Origin of the sequence: Stutzerimonas kunmingensis, assembly GCF_014764705.1 — a bacterium.
Lineage (GTDB): Bacteria > Pseudomonadota > Gammaproteobacteria > Pseudomonadales > Pseudomonadaceae > Stutzerimonas.
Genome location: NZ_JACXXG010000030.1, coordinates 44,493 through 50,492, shown reverse-complemented (window position 1 = coordinate 50,492; position 6,000 = coordinate 44,493). Strand labels below are relative to the sequence as shown.

Genomic DNA, 6,000 nt, shown 5'->3' with positions numbered 1-6,000 from the left:
CGAAGGAGTGGGGGCAACAGCAGCTGCGCTGGTAGACTTATCCACAGTTGCTGGTAACAAAATCAGCAATCCGCCCTGGGTCAAATTTCAATCGGCAGGGTGGGTCAATTTTCCATCAGCGCCAACACGCAGGACATCACTTCTGGCTCGACTGAGCCAATTCAACCCTTCTAGAGTCTCGTATCAGCAAGGCTAACGACCTCGATCCCTCATTTGGCCAGTATTGACAAGTTGTCAATGCGCGGCCACGCTTGCTCGGTAGAAATCCATCCGCTAGGCGCTGTGTGCTTGTCGCTAACACGGCTTTCAGGAAATTCTCCACTTAGATGATTTTCGCAATGAAAATCTCGCGATAGCTGACGTTTTCGGTCACAGAAAATCTCATGCTAGATGCGTAAACCATTGATTATCCAGTGACTTATATTCTCCAGTTAGCTGACGTACGACACACCTTCTGGGCCTTTCCCTCTCTGGTATTCGTTTAGCCACGATCAGCACGCGCTCTCTGCCGCGGGATGCTTATACTCGCCACAATTCTGCCAGGAAGTCGAACATGAGCAGCATCGAAGAACTCAACGCGCAATCGCTCAAGGGGCACTCAGGTCTCAGGCGAATCCTGAGAGCGCTGGGATACTCCATTGCAGGTATCCGTGCTGCGATTGCCGGCGAAGCTGCCTTCAGACAGCTGCTGCTGCTCAATGCTGTCCTGATACCACTGGCGTTCACGCTCGACGTCAGCCGAATCGAACGCTTGTTACTGGTGATCGTGCTGTTGTTGACACTGGTGGTCGAGCTCGTCAATTCGGCGATAGAGGCAGCAATCGACCGAATCTCGCTCGAACTGCACCCGCTTTCCAAGAACGCCAAGGACATGGGCAGCGCGGCGCAACTGCTGTCGCTGGTGATGGTAGCGGTCACCTGGCTGATGATTCTCTATTGAGCCTGGCGCTGTAACTTCATGCTCATGTTCGCCCGATCTGCCCAGCCGCGCGCTGTGTCAGACAGCTCGCGGATAGGCAGTCACCGCCCTGGAACTCAGTCCTTCCTGACGTTCTGATAGAGCATCAGGCGCGATGCCTCGTGCAGTCCCCGTGTCAGGGCGACAAGTCGCTGGAATTCCTCGGGATACCGGTCGGCTACGTCGACCAGAGGCTCCGGTGATGCAATTTCGTGCAGGGTCGGCTGGCTGCCGTCGTGCTGCATCTGCAGAAGAAAGTCCTTGGTCACGCCACCAATCAGCGGGAACGTGCCTTCGCGGAGCACGAGTGGAACCACGCGCTCTCCCTCAGGAGCCGGCTGCTGGATGTCGCGTCCCATTGCACCGTTGCGAAACTCCATGCCGGCCATGCCCAGTACGGTCGGTAGCAGATCGGCCAGACCCACGGCCTCCTCGATCACTCGTGGCTCCAGCAGCTTGGGCGCATGGATCAACAACGGAACATTATTGCTCTCGAGCCCCAGCTTTTCGTATGCCGGCAGCATGTGCGGAATCTGGGCGATGCGCGTGTTGTGGTCGCCAAACATGACGAAGATGGTGTTGTCGTACCAGCCGCCTTCCTTCGCAATCTCCATCAGGCGGCCGATGTTGAAATCCAGGAGGCGGACCGCGTTGTACTGCGCCACGCTGCGGGAACCGGCGCCCTGCACCTTTTCCAAAGGCAGATCGAGGGCTTCGAAGCCGTCGTTCTGCTTGGGTATGGTGAACGGACGATGGTTGCCCGCCGTCTGGATATAGGCAAAGAAGGGCTTGCCCTCCCCCTGCTCTCGCAGCAGCCGGTCACTTTCCTTGAACAGGTCCAGATCGGAGATTCCCCACACATCCACCATCGGAGAGTTCCAGTGGCGCTCTTCATATAGCTGGATGTCGTCGATGCTCTGGCGGATCAGGGCATTCATATTGGCCCAACCGGAATTGCCGCCAATCATGTAGTACTTGTCGTAGCCCTGCAGCGCGTTGACGAGGCTGTGTTGCCGAGTGATCAGCGGATTGCGCGTCGCGGTTTCCTGACGGGAAACGTCTGGTACGCCGGATATGCTCGCCCACACGGTCTTCGCGGTGCCGGTCACGGGAACGTAGAAGTTCTTGAAGAGCCAGCTCTGCTTGGCCAGCCGGTCGATATTGGGAGTTGGGTTGAGCGGGTTGCCGTAGGCGCCCACTGCGGTGGTGCCCAGGGATTCGAGCATGACGAAGACGACATTCGGCCGCTTTCCGTCAATCGCATAGGGTTGAACGCCCTGCTCCCGGCTGAAATTAAGCGTTTTCGCATCAGGCTGGTCGACGCCTAGGTAATGGCTGACGACATCGTAATGGGCCTCGACCTGTTCCCGGTCATACGGCTGATTGGGCACCTTCAGCGTGTCGTAGAGGAAGATCACCGGATTCAGGCCAAGGGCTGCGATCTGGTTGTCGCCCGAGAAAAAAGCATCACTCCAGCGCAGCGGCACGGGGTTTTCCAGGTTGATATTGTCGAAACGCCCGAGGATGGCGACGAAGACAGCCACCACCATCAGCGCACTACCCCAGATCAGTGAAAGCCGGCTGATTCGCTTTGCCGGGCGATCCAGTGTGACCCGCTCGAAGCGCAGCAGCAGCCACCAGACCAGAGCGGTTGCCGCCGCCCAGCCAAGGGTGATCCAGACCACTGGATAGGTTTGCCAGACCATATCGGTGGAGATCTGCGCGTCCTCCAGAAAGCGCAAGACGGTGGCATTGATGCGCACCCCGAGATAGGCGTAGTGGCCAAAATCGATTATGTAGACCAGCAGCACTGCACCAAGCGCCAGAGCCAGATAGAGCCGCGCCACCCAGCGAAGGACGCGGGAGCGGGTCAGGTTCCAGACCGGCAGCCACGCCAACAGCGCGATCGGCAACATCAACAGGATCGCCAGGCGAAGGTCGAAGCGCAGGCCGATCCCGAGCGTTTCGGGTACGGCATCGACCGTGCCGAGCGCGCTGGGCTCCAGCCCGGAGAAACCGACGAAGAAAATCCCGCGCAATGCTGCGAGCGCAATGAACAGAATCCCGACTGCACCGAACCAGTAATGCAGGCGCCGCGACTGAAGCCAACCCATTGTCCCAACCTCGAATCTATCGAATCGTCAAATAGCGCAGCCGAGCCATCACAGGTCGGCTGGAGTAATTTTCGTCACGCGGGCATTGGCTTGCGCACGAGTGCCTTGCAGGCATAGACGAGCAACGCCCCGCAGCTGAACAAGGCGATGAAGGGGTCTAGCAGATAGTCCCAGTAATTGGGCGACGGCTTGATCCCCAGGCTGAACGCCAAGGTGGCAAGGCCGAGCATGGAAGCGCCCAGCCAGTTCTTGAGCAGCAGCAATCCCAGGGCAAGCACGCCCACCACCGCGATCAGCGGGCGGGGGGCGTAACCGAGTTGATAGGGGTCCAGATAGGACAGGCCCATCGTTGCCGGGTAGAGAAAAAGCGCCAGCCCCGCCATCGCGATCAACAATTGCACGCGCGCGTTCTGCGGCGGCATCGCCATCAGTCCCAAGCGCACTGCCGCGAAAAATGCCAGCGCCACCAGCGTCGTGATGGCCACATCATCAGTGAAGCTGCGCATGTAGGCGGCCAATGACAGACCGTCCACGGGAATGAAGCTGATCCCTAGCAGGAGGAGAAGGCGAAGCCATTGAAACCCTCGGCCGAGGCCAAATCCAGGCGTGACGATGAAAGCGAGTAACCCGAAGGTCAGATGCGCTTGCCAGAGTTCAGGCATCAGAGCTGCTCCAGTAGCCAGGCATCATTGAAGCTGACGTGTTTGATGAAGGTATTGTTCCAGGAATAGACCAGGTGGTAGAGACCGTCGGCGCTCCTGATGAAGTAGGGATACTCGTACTCGAAATCGCAGCCATGGGTCTTGCAGACGCGCTTATCCAGGTTTGTCAGAAACTCGTCCACCAGCGATAGCCGCCGCGGCCCGCTGGAAAGGCGAAACTTGTCGCCGATGATTTCCCGATATACCTCCGGGGTGAACGGGTTGCCCTCCGGGTCAGGCGATTCGTCCAGGTCAATCACCGGCTTCCAGAGATCGAGGCTGGAGTCGGTTTCCATCAGGCGAAGCCGGAAACGCCCGTCCTCCAGATCATTCAGGGCAACCAGCAGGCCATGATTGGGCGTGGCCACCGCTGCGAGCGCCGAATTGGGGTTGGCCGGGTCGATCGGATAAGGCTTGCTCCAGGTTCTGCCGGCATCTGCGGTGCGGCTGGCAAGCACGCGATGATGGCTGGAGCCTGCATAGCGCAGCATGGCAACGGCGTGTTGCTCGTCCATCGGCACCACTGTTGGTTGCAGTGAATCGTTGCCTTTGCTGATTCGACTTTTACCAATCACCTCGCCGTTCGGGCTGATGTACAGATACTCGGCGAACTTGCCGAGGAACTCGTGGTAGACGGGCAGTCCTATGGTGCCGTCCTGATGGAATACCGGGGCATTACGCACCAGTGTGCTGATGTTCAAGAAGGGGGTGGTGATCAGCTGCCTGGGAGTCGACCAGGTTTTTCCCAGATCATCCGAATACATGGCGTTGATGGCGCTTCCAGCCCAGCCACCGATCGATACCGACACATAGAACAGCCACAGCCTGTTGTCGGGAGCCAGCGCAATGACCGGATTGCCGAGCTTGCGTATGTGCTTCTGGGTCGCCTTCTGGGTCGACTCGCGAGTTGCCAGGACCAGTTCCTCGCCCCACTCCGCCGCAATCGCGTCGAATCGCGCGCCGCGCACCTGAACATCCGCAGCCCCTTCGCGTGAACCGGCAAACCATACGGCCATCAGGCCACCATCCGGCAAGGAGGTCACCGAGGAGGCATGGACAAACTCGTCGAGATCGGAGGATGCGAAGCGGGTGCTGTAAAACGGCCCCTTGCTGGCGAGCGGCAGAGCATGAGAATCGGCTACAGCGAACCCGGAAACCGCTCGTTCAGGATGAAGCCACCAGGCGGTAGTGAAAATAGCTGCAAGGGCGATGACAGACAGGCAGGTGGGAAGAAATCCGAACTTTCCAGAACTCATATAAATCATGTCCGTATAAACACATGACGCGTCCTGCGCTTTGCAAGAAACGACAGGCTCGTATGCCCCAAAAACCGTCGGGGCGTGAAAAAGAAGTGTATTGATCGGTTTGCCCCGACTTCTGATGGCCGGGAGTACCGAGCTTGTTTGAGTGGCCGCCGATCATGACCGAGCACCAGGGGCGGAGCAATCACTTGGTGCAGGAAGCCGATCAGCCGCGCTTGATAAACGCTTCGCGCAGAAAAATCAGGTGCGACAGAAATCCTCGATGGCTGCAAGTGCAGGCGACGCAATATAGTGTCACAAACATACCTGTGGCAAATTGCTGCACCCTCCTCTCCATCGCGCGGCACGCAGGCCATGGCCGACCGATAAGTCGACTACCCAGACGTACCGCTGCAGGGCCAGCGGCGTAATATGGCGCATCTCAACAGAACGGGAGTTCTCTCATGCTGCTTCGCTTACTGGCCGCTGGTACTTTTGCGGCACTCTGCTTGCCTGCCCTTGCGCAGGAGCACCACCACGACCATCAGGCTTCGACACAAGCAGCCACCAGCGAGCTGGCTGTCAGCCAGGCGTGGTCGCGGGCGATGCCGCCCAGCGCTCCGACTGGCGCGGTGTACTTCATACTGGAAAATCGTGGTCAGCAGCCACAGCGCCTGATCGGGGCGCAGACCTCACGTGCCGAAAAGACCGAGCTGCACACCCATGTGCATCAGGGCGACATGATGAAGATGCAGCAGGTCGAGGCGGTCGACGTGCCAGCAGCTGGCAAGGTGGAGTTCAAGCCGGGTGGCAATCACGTGATGCTGTTCGGGCTCAAGCAGCCGCTGGTGGCTGGGGAGAGCTTCCCGGTGACGCTGCAATTCGAGGACGGCGGCGAGATCACCACCGAGGTGAGCATCGAGGTAGATGCCCCGGCTGCCGGCGGTGCTGCGCCAGGGCATCATCACTGAGTGATCTGGCGCGCC

At 59.0% G+C, this 6,000-nt stretch carries 5 protein-coding genes; 2 read left to right on the top strand and 3 right to left on the bottom strand.

All coding sequences use genetic code 11. The features are described from left to right. Positions 1-553: 553 nt before the first annotated feature. Complete coding sequence (locus IEG05_RS18740; protein ID WP_046621743.1) at positions 554-940, top strand: diacylglycerol kinase; 387 nt, start codon at positions 554-556, stop codon at positions 938-940. 95 nt (positions 941-1,035) lie between these two features. Here IEG05_RS18740 and IEG05_RS18735 read toward each other — a convergent pair whose 3' ends face one another. The 3 genes from IEG05_RS18735 to IEG05_RS18725 form a co-directional block, all read right to left on the bottom strand. Continuing rightward, positions 1,036-3,072, bottom strand: a complete 2,037-nt coding sequence (locus IEG05_RS18735) for an LTA synthase family protein (RefSeq protein WP_046621741.1) — start codon at positions 3,070-3,072, stop codon at positions 1,036-1,038. Positions 3,073-3,146: 74 nt separating this feature from the next. After that, entirely contained in the window at positions 3,147-3,734 is a 588-nt protein-coding gene (locus tag IEG05_RS18730) for a hypothetical protein (protein ID WP_046621739.1), read from the bottom strand. Further along, entirely contained in the window at positions 3,734-5,029 is a 1,296-nt protein-coding gene (locus tag IEG05_RS18725) for a sialidase family protein (RefSeq protein WP_191122512.1), read from the bottom strand. Before IEG05_RS18725 ends, IEG05_RS18730 begins: the two co-directional genes overlap by 1 nt. A 449-nt stretch (positions 5,030-5,478) precedes the next feature. On the opposite strand from IEG05_RS18725, the gene IEG05_RS18720 reads away from it, so the two are divergent. After that, positions 5,479-5,985 carry a copper chaperone PCu(A)C gene (locus IEG05_RS18720; RefSeq protein ID WP_023445397.1) on the top strand — a complete coding sequence of 169 codons (507 nt, stop codon included), beginning with the start codon at positions 5,479-5,481 and terminating at the stop codon, positions 5,983-5,985. The last annotated feature ends 15 nt before the right edge of the window (positions 5,986-6,000 follow it).